Raw genomic sequence first — 20,205 nt, forward strand, 5'->3', positions numbered from 1 at the left:
TTAGTAGAGGACCACCGAGCGGATCGACTCGCCCTTCTTCATCAGGTCGAAACCTTCGTTGATGCGTTCGAGCGGCAGACGGTGGGTGATCAGATCGTCGATGTTGATCTTGCCTTCCATATACCAGTCGACGATCTTCGGCACGTCGGTACGGCCGCGTGCGCCGCCGAAGGCCGAGCCCTTCCATTCGCGCCCCGTCACGAGCTGGAACGGGCGCGTGCTGATTTCCTCGCCCGCCGCCGCCACGCCGATGATGAACGACTGTCCCCAGCCCTTATGCGTGCACTCCAGCGCCTGACGCATCACCTTGGTATTGCCGATGCATTCGAACGAGTAGTCCGCGCCGCCATCGGTCAGTTGCACGATATGGTCGACGACGTTCTCCACTTCATTCGGGTTGATGAAGTGCGTCATGCCGAACTTCTTCGCCAGTTCGATGCGGCCCGGGTTGATATCGACACCGATGATCTTGTCCGCGCCCACCATCTTCGCGCCCTGGATCACGTTCAGCCCGATGCCGCCGAGCCCGAACACCACCACGTTCGCACCGGCCTCGACCTTCGCCGAGTACACCACCGCGCCCACGCCGGTCGTCACACCGCAGCCGATGTAGCAGATCTTGTCGAAGGGCGCATCTTCACGCACCTTCGCCACCGCAATCTCGGGAACGACGATGTAGTTCGAGAATGTCGACGTGCCCATGTAGTGGAACAGCGGCTTGCCATCCAGAGAGAAACGCGACGTGGCATCGGGCATCAGGCCTTTGCCTTGCGTCGAGCGGATCGCCTGACACAGGTTGGTCTTGCGCGACAGGCAGAACTTGCACTGGCGGCATTCCGGCGTGTAGAGCGGAATCACGTGATCGCCCTTCTTCAGCGTGCCGACGCCCGGACCCACGTCGACGATCACGCCGGCGCCTTCGTGGCCGAGAATCGCCGGGAAGAGTCCTTCCGGGTCTGCGCCCGACAAGGTGTAGTAGTCGGTGTGGCAGATGCCTGTGGCCTTCACTTCGATCAGCACTTCGCCGGCGCGCGGGCCTTCCAGATCGACTTCCTCAATCGTCAGCGGTGCGCCCGCCTTCCATGCGATGGCTGCTTTCGTCTTCATGGTGAATGCTCCTGTAGTTCCTTGAATCAATCCGGTGATGCGAGGCGCGGCATCGCGCGCCTGCCTTCGACAGCCTTACGCCGCGACCGGCGCCTATGATCGCCGAAATTCGCGCGGCGTGTGTGCGAACACTCGTCAACACATTGCCCTTGAGCGACATCGGCTCATGCGTCGCGGGTCGGTGGCGGTACATCGAACCAGTCCTCGACGCGTCCATATAGATCGATGAAACGCTCATAGCGCGCGGCCAATGCCGTATCGTTTCGCGGACCCGCGACACGCGTCGTCGCGGGCGCCAGCGCTGCGAGGTCGGCGGCGTGCCAGTGGCCGCGCGCCAGTCCACCGAGGATCGCCGCGCCGCGCCCCGCGGCATTTGGACAATCGAGCGCGAACAGTTCGACGTTCAACGCATCGGCGAGCAACTGGCGCCAGCGCGCGTCCACCGAGCCGCCGCCGGCAAGCCGCAACGCTGCGACCGTGGCGCCGCTCGCGCGGATCGCATCGAGCCCCGCACGCAGCGAAAAAGCGACGCCGTCGAAGGCGGCCCGCATCATCGTGCCGCGCGTATGGCCGAGCGCGAGTCCAAGCCAGCCGCCGCGCGCGGCCGGATTGAGCCACGGGGTGCGCTCGCCGGTCAGGTAAGGCAGGAACGTGAGACCTTGAGCGAGCGCGGCGGAATCGGCTTCGAACGCCTCGCGATACGCATCGGCCCATTCGTACGAAAGCCAGCCACGCACGGTTTCCAGCGCGACGCCGACGTTCTGCATGGCTGCCATCCGGTACCAGTGATCGCTCGCCGCGCGATAGCGATGCAGCCCTTGCGCAGGCTGCGGCGCCTCGCTCGCCAGCACCACGATCTGGCCACCCGTGCCGGTGGTGAGCAGCGCGTCGCCCGCCTGCGCGAGGCCGCTGCCCAGCGCGGCGCACGGGGTATCACCGGCACCGATGGCGAGCACGATGCCCGCGCGCAAACCGAGCGCGGCTGCAGCCTGCGCCGACAACGCGCCGCCCGCCGCGTATGACGGCGCGAGCGGCGCAAACCACTCCTGCGGCAAGCCGAGCCGATCGAGCAGCGCACGATCCCACACGCCGGCCGGATCGGCCAGCGCGGTCGCGCAGGCGTCTGACGGATCGGTCATCACCGCGCCGCCCAAGGCCACCCGCAGCCAGTCCTTCGGTTGCAGCGCCCAGCGCGTGGCCTGCGCGGTTTGCGGCTCATGCAGCACGATCCAGCGCAGCAACGGTCCGGCCATCCCCGGCGCAACCGGATTCGGCTGCGGCAGGGGCCATTGTCCGAGCAGCGACAGCGCGCGCGTGTCGGGCCATAGCATTGCCGGACGCACGGCGCGGCCCTCGGCATCCGTCAACACCACGCCATGCATTTGCCCCGAAAGGCCGATGCCCTCGACACCCGCCCGCGCCTCGGCAGGCAGCCGCGCAGTGGCTTCGCAGAGCGCGTTCCACCACGTCTGAACCGAGGTCTCCGCCCAGCCTGGATGCGGTGTCTCGATCGCGTAAGCGACGCTGGCCGCGGCCAGTTCGCGGCCGCTGTCGTCGACGATTGCGACTTTGAGTGAACCGGTGCCGAGGTCGATGCCGAGAAAGTTCATGAGCGAAAAAATATCGAGTCGAAGAAGGCGTGCGACCGCCTTGCGTGGGGGCAAAGTAAGCGCCAAACGGAGCACATGCAGCGCCAGTTTCGCGTCACGCCGCCGCGGCCCCGAAACTGACCAGAAGCAGGCCCAAAGCAGGCCAAGCGCGGGTTAACCCCGCCACGCTGGAAGCGGCATCAAAACGGCACTATGCGTCGCGTCGAATACACCTCATCGATTCTCACACATATCGGTTTGGCAAAGCCCGCCCGCGTTGATGAAGCCTCGCACCGCAGCATGGGGCTCACAGCCGGTTCGCCCGGCAGGCGTATTTCGAACAGCTTTCAACTCGCCCGCGCGCATATGATCGTCGCGAAGCCCGGAATAGGCCCCAGCGGTCTTGTTGCGCTATTTCTCTCCGCATACCTTGGAGCTATCCCAAAACGAGATGGTGGAGAGAGACAAAATGCAATCGAACACGGTTCACCCGTGCGACGAGCGACTGCCCGCGGGCCAGTTGCTTACGCTCGGCATTCAGCACGTTCTCGTCATGTATGCCGGCGCAGTTGCCGTGCCGCTCATTATCGGCAGCGCGCTCAAGCTGCCTAAAGATCAGATTGCATTCCTGATCAGCGCCGACCTCTTCTCGTGCGGCATCGCCACGCTGATCCAGACACTCGGCCTGTGGATCTTCGGCATCCGCCTGCCCGTCATCATGGGCTGCACATTCGCCGCAGTCGGCCCGATGGTGGCAATCGGCACCAATCCGAATCTCGGCATTCTCGACATCTTCGGCTCCACTATCGCGGCGGGGGTAATCGGCATTCTTCTCGCGCCGGCGGTGGGCAAGCTGCTGCGGTTTTTCCCGCCGGTGGTAATCGGCGTGGTGATCTCGGTGATCGGTTTGTCGCTGATGGAAGTCGGCATCAACTGGGCGGCCGGTGGAGTCGGCAATCCCGACTACGGCAATCCGGTCTATCTGGGCCTCTCGCTCGTCGTGCTCACGCTGATCCTGTTGATCAACAAGTTCGGCAAGGGCTTTATCGCCAATATCTCGGTGCTGCTCGGCATAGTCGCGGGCTTCGTGATCGCCGTGCTGCTCGGCCGCGTCAACATGGACGGTGTGACCGCCGCGCCGTGGGTCGGCATCGTGATGCCGTTCCACTTCGGCCTGCCGCACTTCGATCCGCTCGCCATCGCGACGATGGTCACGGTGATGTTCGTCACGTTTATCGAATCGACCGGCATGTTCCTCGCGGTCGGCGACATGGTGGATCGTCCGGTGGATCAGAAGACTCTGGTGCGCGGTCTGCGCGTCGACGGTCTGGGCACGCTGATCGGCGGCATCTTCAACTCGTTCCCGCATACGTCGTTCTCGCAGAATGTCGGGCTGATCGGCGTGACCGGTGTGAAGAGCCGTTTCGTCTGCGCGATGGGCGGAGTGATCCTGGTGCTGCTCGGACTGTTTCCGAAGATGGCTCAGGTGGTGGCGTCGGTGCCGGCGTTCGTGCTCGGCGGCGCCGGTATCGTGATGTTCGGCATGGTCGCGGCCAACGGCATCAAGGTGCTTTCCAAGGTTGACTTCGTGAAGAACCACAACAACCTGTTCATCGTCGCGGTCAGTATCGGCCTGGGTCTCGTGCCGGTGGTGTCGCCGCACTTTTTCGCCAAGCTGCCGCCTGCGCTCTCGCCGCTGCTGCACAGCGGGATCTTGCTGGCTTCGGTGTCTTCTGTCGTGTTGAACCTGGTGTTTAACGGCATCAAGGGCGAGCGCGCAGCGACGTGCGAAATCCGCCGCGCCGGGCATGATTTCGACGGACGCAGTGGTAATGAGGAAGCGTCCCCAGGTGATGAAATGCTGCGGGCAGCGGATTGGCATTGAGCTGGATGTGGGCCGCTGCGCACGAAGCGGCGGCCCAAAGCTCTTTGGCCTGTGTCACAACAGACGGCTTGGCGTGCTCGTTGTCCGTGCGACGGCTAAGCAGTACTTCGCACGAAGGCGAGGAGCAAGCTGTAGTCGCCCTTATCCGCCGCACGCAACGCGGCTAAGTAATCCGACCGGGCGTTATCTGCTTTAACCAACGTCCCGCCTCCGCCCCACGAAAACGGTTCCTGTTTCACGCTGCGCAAGAGCGCATCAGCCATCATTCGGGAGTGTCGGCCATTGCCATTCGGAAAAGGATGGATCCACACCAGCTCGCGGTGAAATCGCGCAGCAGTCTCATCGATGGGGAATGTGCGGTTGTCGACCTATAGGGCATCAAATCCATCTAAATTGCTTCACTATAAGCCAGCATTTGCGCGGCAGCTTACTTCGAACGCCAGCCGCCCGGACCGATAACAGAAATGCCCCGCCATCGACGCTGTGCACATGTAGTAATGCCGTAGACGAATGAAAAAGGCCTCGACAGTCGTCGAGGCCTTGAGACCCATCGCTAAGCGCTAGCAACTCTCTCTCAGTTTGCCGAAGCCCCTGAAGCCGCTGCCGGCGTACTCGCCGCGCTGTAATCCACCGGCGCGTCGGCCGGCCGCGGTTGATCGCCGTTGTGCTCGATCCACCCGCCACCCAGCGCCTGATACAGATCCACCAGGTTCGTGAGCCGCGCCACCCGTGCCGAAATCAGCGCTTGCTGCGCCGAATAGAGATCGGTCTGCGCAGTCAGCACCGACAGGTAGCTGTCCACACCATTGCGATAGCGCAGATCCGACAGATCGAGCCGGCGCTGTTCCGCGAACGTATCGCGCTGGAGCGCCGCAATCTGTTCGTCGTACGTACCGCGTGCCGCGAGTCCGTCCGCCACTTCGCGGAAGGCCGTCTGAATCGCCTTTTCGTACGTCGCGACCTGGATGTTCTTCTGCACATGCGCGAGATCGAGGTTGGCCTTGTTCTCGCCGCCCGCGAAGATCGGCAAGGTGATCGTCGGCGTGAAGCCCCATGCCGCCGAACCCGGCTTGAACAAACCGCCCAGCGTCGGGCTCAGCGTGCCGAAGTTGCCGGTCAGCGAGATCTTCGGGAAGAACGCTGCGCGCGCCGCCCCGATATTCGCGTTAGCCGCCAGCAGGTTCTCTTCGGCTTCCATGATGTCCGGACGCCGCGTCAGCAGATCCGAAGGCAGACCAGCCGGAATATCCGTGAGGAGATCCTGGTCGCCGAGCGGCAGCCCCGGCGGCAAATCGTCAGGCAACGGCTCGCCCACCAGCAGCACCAGCGCGTTGACCGCCTGGGCACGCAAGCGCGCCTCGGCCTGATAGTTTGCGTTGGCCTGCTCGACCACCGTTTGTGCCTGGCGCAGGTCGAGTTCCGAACCCGTGCCGTTGTCGAACTGCAGCTTGTTGATCCGATAGGATTCCTGAGCCGTTTTCAGCGTGTCCTCAGTCACCTTCAACAGATCGTCGTACGACAGCACGGTCAGATACTGATCCGCCACCTGCGACACCAGCGAGATCTCAGCCGCCTTGCGGGCTTGCGCCGTGGCCAGATACTGGTCGAGCGCCTGGTCCTTCAGGCTGCGAATCCGGCCGAAGAAGTCCAGTTCCCACGAGGCGTTGAGCCCGACCGAATACTGGGTCGAGAGCTCTTGCCCTGGCAGCGAGAGGTCAGCCGGAGTACGCGTCTTGGCTTCCGAACCCGCCGCATTGATGGTCGGGAACAGGCTCGAGCGCGCCACCCGGTACTGCGCCTGCGCCTGCTGGATATTCAGCACCGACACGCGCAGATCGCGGTTGTTCTTCAGCGCAATCTCGATCAGCCGCTGCAGGCGCGGATCGACGAAGAAATTGCGCCAGCCGATATCCGCCGCGGCCTGGCCGTTGGCGCTGCGCGCGCCGCCGTTCGCCGCGCCCGGCTGCGTCGAGTAGACGCCGTCCGTCGGGAAGCTGCCCGAGACGGGAGCGGCCGGCCGGTCGTAGTGCGGCTCCATCGTGCAAGCCGTAGCGAGAAGCGCGACCGCCACTGCTATCAAAGAGTGTTTTTGCATCTCAATGTCCTTCCTTGCCCGAGTCATTGCCGCCCTGCGGGTCGTGAGGATGGTGCTGGTTATAGTGCTCGAGCGCCGCATCCGGGTCTTCCTTCTCACCGCCGAACTTCGCACGAACCACGACGAAGAACATCGGGATCATGAAAATGGCGAGGAAGGTTGCCGTGATCATCCCGCCGATCACGCCGGTACCAATCGCATGCTGGCTCGCGGAGCCTGCGCCGTTACTGATAGCCAGCGGCATCACGCCGAGAATGAACGCGAGCGAAGTCATCAGGATCGGCCGCAAGCGCAGACGTGCCGCTTCCAGCGCCGCCTCGATCGGTCCCATGCCCTCACCCTGCTGCAACTCGCGGGCGAATTCCACGATCAGAATCGCGTTCTTCGCCGACAGCCCCACCGTGGTCAACAGACCCACCTGGAAGAACACGTCGTTCTCGAGGCCACGCAGCGTGGCGGCCAGCAGTGCGCCCAGCACGCCGAGCGGCACCACCATGATCACCGAGAACGGGATCGACCAGCTTTCATACAGCGCCGCGAGACACAGGAACACGACGAGGATCGAGATACCGTACAGGATAGGCGCTTGCGAACCCGACTGGATTTCCTGGAACGACAGACCCGTCCATTCGTACCCGATCCCCGGCGGCAGCTTGGCTGCAATCGCCTCGATTGCCTGCATGGCCTGGCCCGTACTCTTGCCCGGCGCCGCCGCACCCTGGATTTCGACTGCCGAAATACCGTTGTAGCGTTCCAGCTTCGGCGAACCGTAAGCCCACGAACCGCTCGCGAAGGCCGAGAACGGCACCATCGTGCCCGAGCCGTTACGCACGTACCAGAGGTTCAGGTCTTCCGGGTTCATCCGGAACGGTGCGTCAGCCTGCAGATACACCTTCTTGATCCGGCTATCCGTATCGAGGAAGTTGTTCACATAGGCCGATGCCCATGCGATCGAGAACGTCTGGTCGATGGTGGCCAACGATACACCCAGCGCCGAAGCCTTCTCGTGGTCGATCGACACGTTGAACTGCGGCGTGTCGTTCAGGCCGTTCGGACGCACCTGAGCGAGCACCGGGTCTTTCGCAGCCATGCCGAGCAACTGGTTACGCGCGGCCATCAACGCCGCGTGACCGACACCGGCGCGGTCTTCGAGTTCGAAGTCGAAGCCGGCTGCAGTACCCAGTTCAGGAATCGACGGCGGGTTCACCGGATACACCAGCGCGTTCTTGTAGCCCGCAAAGCGCATGAACAACCGGCCCACCAGCGCCTGGACCTTCTGGTCCGAGTGCTGACGCACCGAGTAGTCCTTCATCCGCACGAACACGAGACCTGCATTCTGGCCGCGGCCGGCGAAGCTGAAGCCGTTCACGGTAAAGGCGGACTCGACAATGCTCTTCTCGTCGTTGAGCAGGTAGTCGGACACATCCTTGAGCGCACGCGCGGTGGTTTCCTGGGTCGAACCCGACGGCGTCTGCACCAGCACGAACATCGTGCCCTGGTCTTCATCCGGCAGGAACGACTTCGGCAAGCGCATGAACAGCATGCCCACCGCCACGATCACCACCAGATAGATGATGAGCCAGCGGCCCGAGCGCTTGATCACGTGGTGCACGCCGCTATGGTACTTGTCGCGGCTCTTCTCGAAGGTCCGGTTGAACCAGCCGAAGAAGCCCTTCTTCACTTCGTGATGGCCCTTCGGAATCGGCTTGAGAATCGTCGCGCACAGTGCCGGTGTGAGAACCAGCGCGACCAGCACGGACAGCACCATCGCCGACACGATGGTCAGCGAGAACTGCCGGTAAATCGCACCCACCGAGCCGCCCGAGAACGCCACCGGCACGAACACCGCCGACAGCACGAGCGCCACGCCAACCAGCGCGCCGGTGATCTGATCCATGGCCTTGCGGGTCGCGTCGCGCGGCGAGAGCCCTTCTTCGGCCATCACCCGCTCGACGTTCTCCACCACCACGATCGCATCGTCCACCAGGAGACCAATGGCGAGCACCAGCCCGAACATCGACAGCACGTTGATCGAGAAGCCCACCGCGCTCATGATCGCGAACGTGCCCAGCAGCACCACCGGCACTGCGATCGTCGGAATCAACGTTGCGCGCAGGTTCTGCAGGAACAGGTACATGACCAGGAACACCAGCACGATACCTTCGAGCAGCGTCTTGACCACTTCCTCGATCGACAGGCGCACGAACGGCGTCGTGTCATACGGGTACTTCACGACGAGGCCGTGCGGGAAGTACTTCGACAGTTCCTGCACCTTCTCGCGCACTGCCTTCGCCGTCGACAGCGCGTTCGCACCGGTAGCGAGCTGAATACCGAAACCGGCAGTCGGCTGGCCGTTGTACTTGGTGTCGAAGTTGTAGTTTTCGCCGCCCAGCTCGATGCGCGCCACGTCCTTCAGCAGCACGCGCGAGCCGTCCTGGTTCACCTTCAGCAGGATGTTGCCGAACTGCTGCGGCGTCTGCAGCAGCGTCGCTTCGCTGATGGTGGCCTGCAGCGCCTGGCCAGGCACGGCCGGTGTGCCGCCGAGCGAACCGCCCGCCACCTGCACGTTCTGCGCTTCAAGCGCCGTCTGCACATCAACCGGCGTGAGGCCGAAGTTGGTGAGCTTGTTCGCGTCGAGCCAGATCCGCATGGCGTACTGCGAGCCGAACAGCGTGACCGTACCCACACCGTCGATCCGGCTCACCGGGTCTTCGATGTTCGAGGCGACGTAGTTCGCCAGGTCGTACTTGTTCATGCTGCCGTCTTCGGAGTTGAAGGCCAGCACGAGCAGGAAGCTGCTGCTCGATTTGGTAACCTTCGTCCCGAGCTGCTGCACGGCTTGCGGCAGCAGCGGCGTAGCGAGCTGCAGCTTGTTCTGCACCTGCACCTGCGCAATGTCAGGATTGGTGCCGGCTGCGAACGTCAGCGTGATGGTGGCCGTACCCGAATCGTCCGAGGTGGACGAGATGTACAGCAAGTGGTCAAGACCACTCATCTGCTGCTCGATCACCTGCGTGACGGTGTTTTCCACCGTCTTCGCCGATGCGCCCGGGTACGTTGCGCTGATCTGCACGGCCGGCGGAGCGATGGTCGGGTATTGCGCGATCGGCAGCGTGAAGATCGACGCGACACCCGCAAGCATCAGGATGATGGCGATCACCCATGCAAAGATCGGGCGATCAATAAAAAACTTTGCCATGAAACGGGCTCCCTGTTATTGCGCGCCCGATGCAGCAGAGGCTTGTGCCGTCTGAGCACCGCTGGCAGCCGGTGCGCCTTGAGCGGCGGCACTGGAGGCGGGAGTAGCAGGCAGTTGGGCTTCGACGGTCTTGACCTCCATGCCCGGACGTACCTTATCGGTACCCTGCACGATCACGCGGTCACCCGGGTTCAGGCCGCTGTCGACCACCCAGTTCGTACCGTACGTGCTCGAAGTCACGAGCTGGCGCACTGCAACCTTGTTGTCCGCACCCACGACGAGCGCGGTCGGCGTGCCCTTCTGGTCATGCGTAATGCCGATCTGCGGCACGACGATCGCCTTGTCGTTCACGCCTTCTTCAATGCGCGCGCGCACGAACATACCCGGCAGCAGCACGCCGTCCTTGTTCTGGAACAGCGCGCGCACGGTGACTGAACCGGTGCTCTGGTCGACCGTGACGTCGCTGAACTGCAGCTTGCCCTTCTCCGAATAGGTGCGGCCGTCTTCGAGGATCAGCGTGACCTTGGCGGCGTCCGGGCCCGACGTCTTCAAACGCCCTTCCTGGACTTCACGGCGCAGCTTGAGGCCGTCGAGGCTCGACTGCGTCAGGTCGACGTACATCGGGTCCAACTGCTGCACCGTCGACATCAGCGTGGCCGCGCTAGCCTGCACATAGGCGCCCGGCGTCACCTGCGAGATGCCGACCTGGCCGCTCACCGGCGAAACGACGTCCGTATAGCCGAGGTTGATCTGCGCGGTATCCACAGCAGCCTTGCCCGAGGCGACATCCGCCGCGGCCTGCCCTTCCGAAGCCACCGCGTTGTCGTAGTCCTGCTTGCTGACGGCGTTGGCCGCGACCAGCACCTTGTAGCGGTTGGCCTGGGCCGTGACCGACACGAGGTTGGCCTGAGCCTTGGCGAGCGTTGCCTTGGCGCTGTTCAACTGGGCGATATACGGCGCCGGATCGATCTTGTACAGGCGCTGGCCGGCCTTCACCTGGCTGCCTTCGGTGAATTCGCGGCGCAGCACGATGCCGTCCACCCGCGCGCGCACTTGCGCCACGAGGAAGGCATTGGTGCGGCCCGGCAGTTCGGTGACGACGGGCACGGAGGTCGGCTGCACAGTGACGATGCCGACTTCGGGGGTTTGTTGCGGCGGGGCCGATTGTTTTGGGCCGCACGCGGCCAGGAATACGGCGGCCGTCGCGGCACTGATTAAGCGAAATGGAACCCGTTCGACGCGCATGGAGCGACCTCTGTCAAGGCTGAGAGAATGAAAAAGTGCGCGCATCCCTACCCCGGGGACGACAGCGCACACATGCGTCTTGCGACGCGTGACCGGTAGCCCTGTGCCCAATGAAGCGAACGGGCAGAGCATTCCGACAGCAATGCGCCAACCCGGGCAATGCCGCACGGCGCCGCTTTTTTTAAGGCAACGCCAAGCTTTTTGAAAGACAACAGTGACGGATATTAACCGGTCGTCACGGCTTGGGCTATCCGATCGATGGGGTGCTATTATATATACATTCGCGTATGGATGTATAAGTGTGTTTCACTACGCTTACAGCCCTCACGCAGCAATAATTGTTTGCGAAACGCGCAACAATCAGAGCAATTGTGATGGGCCACGTTTAAAAGTGTCCGGGTAATCCCCCAATCAGGCAGGTCAGACGAATATGGTCAGAAGGACCAAAGAAGAGGCGCTGGAGACGCGCGCCAGCATCCTGGATGCCGCAGAAAGGGTCTTTTTCGAGAAGGGCGTGTCGCGCACTTCGCTGGCCGATATCGCCCAGGCCGCAGGCGTCACGCGCGGCGCGATCTACTGGCATTTCGCCAACAAGGGCGATCTCTTCACCGAGATGTTCGACCGCGTGCTGCTGCCGCTCGACGAACTGAAAGCCGCCTCCGTCAACCCGGAAGAGGCCGACCCGCTTGGGCGGCTGATCGATATCTGTACGCTTTGCCTGCGCGACACCGCGCTCGATCCGCGGCGGCGCCGCGTGTTCGACATCATCTTTCTAAAGTGTGAGTTCGTCGAAGAGATGGGCCCGGTGATGCTCCGCTATCAGAGCAACATGCGCGAGGCGCTCGAGAAGATCGGAACCGGTTTGCGCAACGCGATTTCCAAAGGCCAGATGCCCGCCGATCTCGACACCAAGCTGGCGGCCACCATGCTGCACGCGTTCGTCGGCGGGGCGCTGCGCGACATGCTGTTCCTGCCCGAGTCCATCGACTACAGCGTGCACGCGCACAAGATTGTGCAGGGCATTTTCGACGCGCTGCGGCTCAGTCCTGCGTTGCGGATCGGCGGTGCGCAGGGCAGCGAAGCATGACGCGGTGTGCCGCGGGCTCGCAGCCCGCGCTCAGCTCTGGGTAAACCAATGCGCCGCGTACAGCACCAGCGCAACCAGGAAGATCATCGCAGCCCACACCCAGTTCGGCATGACATGCGGCGTCGGTTCCCGATGCGACACGCTATGGGAGCGTGCCCCGAACAGCGTGCTGGTCGCACGCCCGGTCAGCGCGGAGCCGTGGTCGTGGGGGCGAACCCGGCGCGCCATCCCACCCAGGTTGATCGGCCGCAGGAACACATGCTGGCGGCGGCTGTTCGCACTGCGCACCTGGTTCGGCCCCTGGCCGTGCTTGGCCTGCACAACGGCGCAGAATTCGGTGAAGAAGTCATCGGCCAGTTCGTGCAGTGCGTTCTCCAACTGGCGCGTCGGCAGTTCGGCCAACGGTCCCGTCAAGGTGGCCCACACCGAATAATCGATCCGTGTGCTCGGGCCCTGATTCGGGCCCGTCTCATCCGGGCGCAGCGTCACATCGATCTGCCCGCGCAGTGAGCCCACGCCATCGGCGCGCGCCTTGAAATTGAGCGCGCGGTGTGTTGTCGCGTCCTGCTGCTCGGCATTTTTGGTGGCGACATGGGCGCGCACTTCGTAGCGGGCGCGCAACGGTCCGAGCGGCACAGTCAGCGTCAGCGCGTACTCGCCACGCGCAAGGCGGTTAAACGATTCGCAATTGTCGAGACTCGCGCGCAGCAACGCGATGTCCTGCAGCGCGTCCCAGACATCGGACGGTGCAAGTGCAATCCGTAACGCGTCGTTCAGTTCCATGGCTGCCTCCCCGATGAGCGCACGAGCCCGCGAGATCAGGATGTCTGATCGATACGGTCCACGCGCGACGCATAAAACGCCAGATACCCCTTGATCTGCCGGACCCCGTCGAGGGGGTTTTCATAGCACCAGACGGCGTTCTCGACCATGCCATCTTCAGTGCGCAGATGAAAGTACGACGCATCGCCCTTGAACGGGCAATGCGACGTATGGTTGGAGCGTTCGAGCCGCGCCATATTGACATCGCTGCGCGGAAAATAAAACACCTCGGGAAGGCCGGTCTCGGTGAGTGTGAGCGCGGCCTGCGTATCGGCCATCGTGACGCCCTGATGAATCACCCTGACACGGTGACGGTTGAGGGCGACGCCGATGCGATGACCGCCGGACGCCGTGCCGCCATGCGAGGCGGCGCCTGCGGCGGGGGACGCGGCGGGACTTTCGTCGGGCGTTGCGGCGGCGCTCATGTCACGGCTCCGTGTGCGATAAAAGCAGGCGGTTGATGCAGCAGTTCAGAAAACGGCTCAGGCAAGAAAAAAGCCACGGGAGACCCGTGGCTTCATTATCGGCCAATCTTCAGCCAAGCGCGTGACCTTCGCGCAACCGGCAAATAACGCTGATTACTGCGTATTCCAGTAGAACGCCGACTTTGCGCTGCCCGTGGCCGGCACGGTTACCGCTTTCTGCTGCTCGTCGCTCTTGTAGCGCGCATGCACCGTGTAGCGGCCGGGACGCAGCCTCACCAGCATGTATGGGCCGCGCGAGGTGGCCTGCAGGACATCGGCGCCGTGCGCGTCGACGATCTGCACGTGCACGTCAGCGAGGAAATCCGAACCGGGACCGGTAAAGCGCAGCGCCAGCGGCCAGTGATTTTGCGCGGCCTGCAGTGCGTGCGACTCGTCGCTGCCCACGCCGCCCGACACAAACGCCACTTCACCCTGATGCTGGATCTGCGGCATGCCGCCGCCGTTGGTGTTGCCGGCGCTGCTGTCCTCATTGGTGCTGCCGCCGGTCACGCCCGGCTGCTGCGCCCAGGCGCCGCCCGCGAGGCCTAGCGTCAACGCGGTGACGACCGCCGCAGCGACGAGCCGGCGCTGATTGCCTTGGATTTTCATTGCATCGCTCCTTGTTAGAGTCCTGATGGTGTACCGGCTAACACCTGCAACTGTCGTGCCCACTGGCTGGGTCTGAGCTCCACAGAAAGTCTCCGGCCGCCGCTGCCGCCCACTGCTGCGCTACCCAACGGGCGAGGCCGCTTCGGAAACCGGAATGCTGCCAGAAAGCGGGCACGATGCGAATGCAAGATGCCGGTCCGTCGGCAGTTTATGCAACGGACCAGCAAGTTTTACGTCAACCCCGATCAACCCAGATCGACCGGCACGAAAATCTGTGCGTTATCGCGCTGGATCAGCAGGGCGATGCTGTTACCCGCCTGCGAGATCATCTGCTTCAACTGGTCGACGCTCGACACCGGGCGGCCGTTGACCGCCAGAATCACGTCACCCGGCTGAATACCGGCGTTCTCGGCCGCGCCGCCCGACTGTTGCACCAGCAAGCCGTGCGAGACGGAAGCGTTGCTCTTTTCCTCCGGCGTGAGCGGCCGCACCGCGACGCCCAGACGCCCCTGGACCTGAGCCGGCGCATTGTCGTTCGACGCCACCTTGCTATCCGACATCGAGCCGATAGTCACCTTGATGTCCTTGCTCGACTTGTCGCGCCACACCGTTACGGTAGCCGTGCTGCCGGGCGCGATGCTGGCGATCTGCGCCGGCAGATCGGTCGAATCCGCGACCGGCGAGCCATTCACCGCAGTGATCACGTCGCCCGGTTGCAGACCGGCCTTGGCAGCCGGGCCGCCCGGATCGACCGAGCTCACCAGCGCACCGTTAGGCGTCGACATGCCAAACGAATTGGCGAGCGTCTGGTTCATGCCCTGCACCGCGACGCCGAGACGCCCGCGGCTCACGTGGCCGGTCTTGACCAGATCGTCCTTGACCTTGATCGCTTCGTTGATCGGAATCGCGAACGACAGGCCCTGGAAGCCGCCGGTCTGCGAGTAGATCATCGAGTTGATGCCGATCACTTCGCCCTGCAGGTTGAACAGCGGGCCGCCCGAGTTGCCGGGGTTGACCGGCACGTCGGTCTGGATGAACGGCGTGTAGTTCTCGTTAGGCAGCGAGCGCGACTTCGCGCTGATGATGCCCGAGGTCACGGTGTTGTCGAAACCGTACGGCGAACCGATGGCGACCACCCACTGACCGACCTTGCTCTGGTTCGGATCGCCGATCTTGACGGTCGGCAGGTTGGTCGCGTCGATCTTCAGCACCGCCACGTCCGACTGCTTGTCCGCGCCGACCACCTTGGCGCGGAATTCGCGCTTGTCGGTAAGCTTGACGGTGACCACGTTGGCGCCGTCGACGACGTGCGCGTTGGTCAGAATGTAGCCGTCGCTGCTGACAATGAAGCCCGAACCGAGGCTGGCGCTCGGCTGGTCGCCTTGATCGCCGCCGTCGCCGCCACCGCCCTGCATGCCCGGCATGTTGCCGAAGAAGTGGCGGTAGAACTGATAGAACGGATCGCTCGGATCGATCGGCAGTTGCTGCGCGTTGCCGCCGTTCTCGCCGCCGCCGCGCAGTGCCGTTTGCTTGACCACATGCTTGGCGCTGATGTTGACCACGGCCGGGCCATAGGTTTCGACGAGGCCGGAGAAATCGGGGATACCGGTTTTGGCGGCAGCCTCAGCAGGCATCATCGCGGCTTGCGCCGGCGAGATTACCTGGGGCGCCGGCACGTCGCGATGACCCGCCACATAGCCAGCGGACAAGGCGACGGCAACCGCGATGGCAACGGCGCTGCGGGACAGGGTTTTCGCATTCATCGTGTACTCCTGACAGGGGAGAAAGGCTTTGGGGATGGGATGAAGCGTAAGGCCTGTCTCTTAAAAGAGTCTTAAACAAGGGAACTCCGGCAAAACTGCCTGCTTTTCCCCGTCTCACGGGGCTCGCGCGCAACGCGAGGCCTGGGGATGCTCAAAACCGCACACTGACTTCCAGACCGCCTGCCGGCGCCTCGCCCAGCATCACACTCGCGCCGTGCTGAAGTGCGATGCGGCGCACGATGGCCAGTCCCAGCCCGCTGCCGGAGACGTCCGTGCGGGCACGGTCGGCGCCCGCGCCAACGCGGTAGAAGCGGTCGAACACGCGCTCGCGCTCGGCTGGCGGAATGCCCGGCCCGCTGTCGGCGATGCGCACCACCGGATGCCCTGCTTCGACCAGCAGGCTCACGTCCACGCGGCCGCCGGGCGGCGTGTATTTGGTTGCGTTGTCCACCAGATTGTTGAACATCACGCGTAGTGCATCGGCGTCGCCGATCACGGTGGCGGCCTCGCTCTTCTCCACGCCCAGATCGACACCGCGCTGCTGCGCGAGTGGCGCGTACGTCATCACGCAGTCTTCCAGAAGCGCGTGCAGATCGATCGCCTGGGTCTGCGTGTGGCCGTCCGGTTCGGAGCGCGCCAGCGCCAGCAACTGCTCGGCAAGACGCGTGGCGCGGGTGACGCCGGCCTGCAGATCGGTCAGCGCTTCGCGGCGTGTCGTGTCGTCTGCCGCGCGGGCGACCAGTTGCGTCTGGATCTGCACGGCAGCCAGCGGCGTGCGCAGTTCGTGCGCGGCGTCGGCGACGAAGGCCTTCTGCGTATCGAGCGCAGCGGCAAGACGCTGCAGCAGGCCGTTGAGCGCCCGCACCAGCGGCTGCACTTCGAGCGGTAAACGGCTGTCGGGCAATGGGTCGAGCGCTTCCGGATGGCGTGTTTCGAGCGCGCCGGTGACCCGGCGCAGCGGCCTGAGCCCGCGTCCGACCACCATCCAGACCGCCAGACCGAGCAGCGGCAGCAGCACGATCAACGGCCACAGGGTGCGCAACGCCACGTTGGCGGCAAGCCGGTTGCGCACGGAGACCGGCTGCGCGAGCTGCACGACGTTGTCGCCGACAATCGCGCCGTACACGCGCCAGTCGCCACGGTCGGTCTTCTCGGTCGAAAAACCCAGCTCGGCGCGCGGCGCGAGCGGTGCGCGCGGGTGCGAGTAGTACATCAGCACGCCGTTGCGGTTCCAGATCTGCAGCACGATGCCTTCGTCGCCGGTGTCGCGCGAGCCGAGCACCTGCGAGAACGGCTCGGACGGCAGCGCCTCGGCGATCTCCTGCAACTGGTAATCGAACAGTTCGTTGGCTTCGGCGAGCGCCTGGCGGTAAATCAGCCAGCCGGCGATGCCGACACCCAGCAACACGATGGCGAGCAGCCAGAACAGCAATTGACGGCGAATGGAACGCATCGGCTCAGGCGTCCTTCGCGATCATGTAGCCGAGGCCTCGCACGTTGCGGATCAGGTCGGCGCCGAGCTTCTTGCGCAGCGCGTGAATATAGACCTCGACGGTATTGCTGCCGATTTCCTCGCCCCAGCCATACATTTTTTCTTCGAGCTGGCTCTTCGACAACACGGCGCCCGGCCGCGCGATCAGCGCCTCGAGCAGGGCGAATTCGCGGGCGGACAGCGCGACCGGCGCGCCGGCAAGCGTGACCTGGTGCGAGGCGGGGTCGAGCGTGAGCGCGCCGTGGCGGATCGTCGAATCGCTGCGGCCGGACTGGCGGCGGATCAGCGCGCGCATGCGGGCGCCGAGTTCGTCGAGATCGAAAGGTTTGACAAGATAGTCGTCAGCCCCGGCGTCGAGCCCCTTCACGCGGTCCGCGACCGCATCACGAGCCGTGACGATCAGCACCGGCAGCGTATGGCCACGCGCGCGCAGCGTGCGCAGCACATCGAGGCCGTCGCGCTTGGGCAGGCCCAGGTCGAGCAGGACCAGATCGTAAGGCTCGCCGCCGGCCGCGCTGAGCGCCGCTTCGCCGTCTTCCACCCAGTCCACCGCGAAGCCTTCGCCACGGAGCGCCTTGCGCACGCCCTCGGCGATCATCCGGTCGTCTTCGACTAGCAATATGCGCATGACTCTACGATTCCGAAACATTCATGATGCCGCATTCTAGCGCCCGTCCAGGGCGCGTGCGTCCGGGTGCCCGCCAATTGCTGCAGGTGCGCTGCAATTTCACCGCATCGCCGCGGCATGTCTCTACAATGAGCGCTTTTGCGTAGCGCGCTCATGTGGCCCCGATCCGGGGCGCCGCGACGCGACTCGCACAAGAGGTGGCGGCGCACTCGCGCAGGACGATCAAGGTTCGCTGCGCGCGGCCGTTACACCGCTTGATGCCCTACATGAGCATGGCGCGCCGCGCGCCTTGCTTCAGCACGTGACTCTTTGGTTTTCTGGCCCGTTCATGACGCCCGTCTTTCTGTCTTCACTCATTCGCCGCCTCGCGCCGCGCGCTGCTTCGTCCGCTCCATTTGCCGTCGCTGCATCCGCTGCCCCATCTGTATCTTCGGTACCCGCCAAACCATCTGACCCGATGCCGCGCCGTACCGCGCCGGGCACCGCCGCGAAGCGCGCTCCGCTAGGCGCCGCGGCCGTGCTGCTGGCCGGCGCCGCCCTCGCCTGCGCCGCGCCGGCACAAGCCCGCATCAAGGCCAAGCACCCTTCGGTCAACGTCAGCACGGTGCTGCCGGCTGCGGTCATGGCGGGACTGGCGCGCGCCCATGTGCCGCTGTCCAACATCAGCGTGGTGGTGGAGAAAGTCGGCGATCGCACGCCGATCGTCGCGCTCAACGCCGGCAAGCCGATGATGCCGGCCTCGACGATGAAGCTCGTCACCACCTACTCGGGGCTGTCGATCCTCGGCCCCGACTATCGCTGGCGCACCAGCGCCTACGCGGACGGCAATCTCGACGCCAACGGCATCCTGCACGGCAATCTGTACATTCAGGGCACCGGCGACCCGAAGCTGGTGCCGGAAGAGCTGATCGACCTCGTGGAGAAAATCCGCAAGGCCGGCATCAACGGCATTGACGGCGCACTGGTGCTCGACAAGCGCTATTTCGATCCGTCCACGCGCGACCTGCCGCCGTTCGACGACGATGCCACCGCCCCCTACAACGTCGGCCCCGATCCGCTGCTGTACGCTTTCAAGTCGCTGTCGTTCACGTTGACGCCCTCGACTGACGGCCGCGTCGCCGTGGATGTGCTGCCTGCGCTCGCGCAACTGCAGATCGACAACCAGTTGCACGCAACCGGCGGCCCCTGCCGTGGCGAGCTGCCCACGCCGGCAGTGACGCCGCAGCCGAACGGCACGGTGATCGCCTCGTTTACCGGCGACGACCCCGAACGCTGCGGGCCGCGCACACTCAACGTCGCGGTGCTCGATCACTCGGCGTTCTTCGCGGGCGGCTTCCTCGCGCTGTGGCAGCAGAACGGCGGCACCTTTACGGGCGCCACCCGCGAAGGGCCGGTGCCGGTCGAAGCGCGCCTGATCGCCACGCACCAGGGGCCGCCGTTGTCGGACATCGTTCACGACATCAACAAGTTCAGCAACAACACGATGGCGCGCAACCTGTTCCTGACGATCGGCGCAGTCACCAGCAAGCCGCCGGCGACGCCGGAGAAATCCGCCAGCGCAATCGAAGCGTTTCTGCAGAGAAGCGGCCTGAACATGGAGTACCTGTCGCTCGACAACGGCTCGGGCCTGTCGCGCGACGAGCACATCACGGCGCTCTCGCTGGCCGATCTGTTGCAGGCGGCCAACGCGAGCCCGGTCGCCCAGGTGTTTGTCGATTCGCTGCCGGTGGCGGGCGTCGACGGCACCATGCGCAACCGGCTCACCTCGCAGCCGGTCGGCGGTAATGCGCACATCAAGACCGGCACACTGCGCGACGTGCGCGCGATCGCCGGCTACGTGGCCTCCGCCGACGGCGTCAGTTACATCGTCGTCAGCATCATCAACGATCCGCACTCGGAGGCGGCGCGCGCCGCGCATGATGCGCTGCTCGAATGGGTCTACCAGGGTCCGTCCCAACCGATGCAGGAAGTCGCCGAACAACCGCGCGCCAAGCCCAGGAAAAACCCGCACAAACGCAGCGAGCATTGAGGATTCCTTCTAGCGAAGCCATGCGCGACAAGCCGCAGAGCGTGTACGCTTGCGGGCAGTGTTTGAAGCGCATGTCAAATCCGCTGAGGCGTGCCTAAGCCGCGCGCCCCCCGGCGACGGCGTTGCGCATTCAAACAATAAAGACAACGCTCGCTGCGGCATTCGCAGCGCTCAGGGACCACGGAGGAAGA

The 20,205-nt window shown here is 64.3% G+C and carries 15 protein-coding genes; 3 read left to right on the forward strand and 12 right to left on the reverse strand.

Going from position 1 to position 20,205, the window contains the following annotated elements; genetic code table 11:
* Both FFS45_RS23255 and FFS45_RS23260 read right to left on the reverse strand, forming a co-directional pair.
* Positions 1-1,107: an S-(hydroxymethyl)glutathione dehydrogenase/class III alcohol dehydrogenase gene (locus FFS45_RS23255; protein ID WP_137956983.1), complete on the reverse strand. Its 1,107-nt coding sequence runs from the start codon at positions 1,105-1,107 to the stop codon at positions 1-3.
* Between the two features lie 164 nt (positions 1,108-1,271).
* Positions 1,272-2,717, reverse strand: coding sequence for an FGGY family carbohydrate kinase (locus tag FFS45_RS23260; protein WP_137956984.1), 1,446 nt, complete (start codon positions 2,715-2,717; stop codon positions 1,272-1,274).
* A gap of 448 nt (positions 2,718-3,165) precedes the next feature.
* On the opposite strand from FFS45_RS23260, the gene FFS45_RS23265 reads away from it, so the two are divergent.
* Positions 3,166-4,581 (forward strand): nucleobase:cation symporter-2 family protein, encoded by a 1,416-nt coding sequence (locus FFS45_RS23265; RefSeq protein WP_137956985.1) that lies wholly within the window; start codon positions 3,166-3,168, stop codon positions 4,579-4,581.
* A 95-nt stretch (positions 4,582-4,676) separates the two neighbouring features.
* Here the strand turns inward: FFS45_RS23265 and FFS45_RS42780 are convergent, their stop codons facing one another.
* From FFS45_RS42780 to FFS45_RS23285, 4 genes are all read right to left on the reverse strand, one after another.
* Complete coding sequence (locus FFS45_RS42780; protein WP_137957058.1) at positions 4,677-4,928, reverse strand: Fic family protein; 252 nt, start codon at positions 4,926-4,928, stop codon at positions 4,677-4,679.
* Positions 4,929-5,155: 227 nt separating this feature from the next.
* Complete coding sequence (locus tag FFS45_RS23275) at positions 5,156-6,676, reverse strand: efflux transporter outer membrane subunit (protein WP_137956986.1); 1,521 nt, start codon at positions 6,674-6,676, stop codon at positions 5,156-5,158.
* Position 6,677: 1 nt separating this feature from the next.
* Positions 6,678-9,875: an efflux RND transporter permease subunit gene (locus FFS45_RS23280; RefSeq protein ID WP_137956987.1), complete on the reverse strand. Its 3,198-nt coding sequence runs from the start codon at positions 9,873-9,875 to the stop codon at positions 6,678-6,680.
* 15 nt (positions 9,876-9,890) lie between these two features.
* Positions 9,891-11,120, reverse strand: coding sequence for an efflux RND transporter periplasmic adaptor subunit (locus FFS45_RS23285; RefSeq protein ID WP_137956988.1), 1,230 nt, complete (start codon positions 11,118-11,120; stop codon positions 9,891-9,893).
* Positions 11,121-11,550: 430 nt separating this feature from the next.
* On the opposite strand from FFS45_RS23285, the gene FFS45_RS23290 reads away from it, so the two are divergent.
* Positions 11,551-12,207 carry a TetR family transcriptional regulator gene (locus FFS45_RS23290; protein ID WP_137956989.1) on the forward strand — a complete coding sequence of 219 codons (657 nt, stop codon included), beginning with the start codon at positions 11,551-11,553 and terminating at the stop codon, positions 12,205-12,207.
* Positions 12,208-12,237: 30 nt separating this feature from the next.
* Here FFS45_RS23290 and FFS45_RS23295 read toward each other — a convergent pair whose 3' ends face one another.
* From FFS45_RS23295 to FFS45_RS23320, 6 genes are all read right to left on the reverse strand, one after another.
* A complete protein-coding gene (locus FFS45_RS23295) occupies positions 12,238-12,990 on the reverse strand; it encodes an SRPBCC domain-containing protein (RefSeq protein ID WP_137956990.1) in 753 nt (250 codons plus the stop codon).
* A gap of 35 nt (positions 12,991-13,025) precedes the next feature.
* Positions 13,026-13,454, reverse strand: a complete 429-nt coding sequence (locus FFS45_RS23300; RefSeq protein WP_137956991.1) for a DUF427 domain-containing protein — start codon at positions 13,452-13,454, stop codon at positions 13,026-13,028.
* Between the two features lie 153 nt (positions 13,455-13,607).
* Entirely contained in the window at positions 13,608-14,102 is a 495-nt protein-coding gene (locus FFS45_RS23305) for a carboxypeptidase regulatory-like domain-containing protein (protein WP_137956992.1), read from the reverse strand.
* 245 nt (positions 14,103-14,347) lie between these two features.
* On the reverse strand, positions 14,348-15,865 hold the full coding sequence (locus FFS45_RS23310; RefSeq protein ID WP_137956993.1) for a DegQ family serine endoprotease: 1,518 nt from the start codon (positions 15,863-15,865) through the stop codon (positions 14,348-14,350).
* A gap of 151 nt (positions 15,866-16,016) precedes the next feature.
* Complete coding sequence (locus FFS45_RS23315) at positions 16,017-17,318, reverse strand: ATP-binding protein (RefSeq protein WP_137956994.1); 1,302 nt, start codon at positions 17,316-17,318, stop codon at positions 16,017-16,019.
* A 4-nt stretch (positions 17,319-17,322) separates the two neighbouring features.
* Complete coding sequence (locus FFS45_RS23320) at positions 17,323-17,985, reverse strand: response regulator (RefSeq protein ID WP_137956995.1); 663 nt, start codon at positions 17,983-17,985, stop codon at positions 17,323-17,325.
* A gap of 328 nt (positions 17,986-18,313) precedes the next feature.
* On the opposite strand from FFS45_RS23320, the gene dacB reads away from it, so the two are divergent.
* Entirely contained in the window at positions 18,314-20,014 is a 1,701-nt protein-coding gene (gene dacB / locus FFS45_RS23325; RefSeq protein WP_137956996.1) for a D-alanyl-D-alanine carboxypeptidase/D-alanyl-D-alanine-endopeptidase, read from the forward strand.
* Positions 20,015-20,205 lie beyond the last annotated feature (191 nt).

The organism is Burkholderia sp. 4M9327F10, assembly GCF_005503145.1.
GTDB lineage: Bacteria > Pseudomonadota > Gammaproteobacteria > Burkholderiales > Burkholderiaceae > Paraburkholderia.